Genomic DNA, 824 nt, shown 5'->3' with positions numbered 1-824 from the left:
GCGGCCGAGAGCACGCTGGGCGCGGCGGCCGCGCAGAGCGGCCGCTACTTCGGCACCGCGATCGCCTCGGGCAAGCTGGGCGACTCGCAGTACACCACCATCGCGAACCGTGAGTTCAACATGGTGACGGCCGAGAACGAGATGAAGATCGACGCGACCGAGCCCAACCAGAACCAGTTCAACTTCAGCGCCGGTGACCGCGTCTACAACTGGGCCGTCCAGAACGGCAAGCGCGTACGCGGCCACACCCTCGCCTGGCACAACCAGCAGCCCGGGTGGATGCAGTCCATGTCGGGCAGCAACCTGCGCAACGCCATGATCAACCACATCAACGGCGTGATGGGCCACTACAAGGGCAAGATCGCCTACTGGGACGTCGTCAACGAAGCCTTCGACGACGGCAACGGCGGCCGCCGCGACTCCAACCTGCAGCGCACCGGCAACGACTGGATCGAGGTGGCCTTCCGCACCGCGCGCGCCGCCGACCCCGCCGCCAAGCTCTGCTACAACGACTACAACATCGACAACTGGTCCTGGGCCAAGACCCAGGGCGTCTACAACATGGTCAAGGACTTCAAGTCGCGCGGCGTGCCGATCGACTGCGTCGGGCTGCAGTCGCACTTCAACAGCCAGAGCGCCTACAACTCCAACTACCGCACCACCATCTCCAGCTTCGCCGCCCTCGGCGTCGACGTCGCGATCACCGAACTGGACATCCAGGGCGGCTCCGCGCAGACCTACCAGTCGGTGGCCAACGACTGCCTTGCGGTGTCCCGCTGCGTCGGCATCACCGTCTGGGGCGTACGCGACAGCGACTCCTGGCT

1 protein-coding gene is annotated in these 824 nt (G+C 65.9%); it reads left to right on the top strand.

Translation table 11 applies throughout. From position 1 onward, the window contains the following. On the top strand, positions 1-824 hold an 824-nt coding region (locus ACFQSB_RS40200; RefSeq protein WP_380832614.1), incomplete at both ends, for an endo-1,4-beta-xylanase.

Origin of the sequence: Sphaerisporangium rhizosphaerae, from assembly GCF_042665155.1 — a bacterium.
GTDB lineage: Bacteria > Actinomycetota > Actinomycetes > Streptosporangiales > Streptosporangiaceae > Sphaerisporangium > Sphaerisporangium rhizosphaerae.
This window is presented reverse-complemented; position numbering and strand designations above follow the sequence as displayed.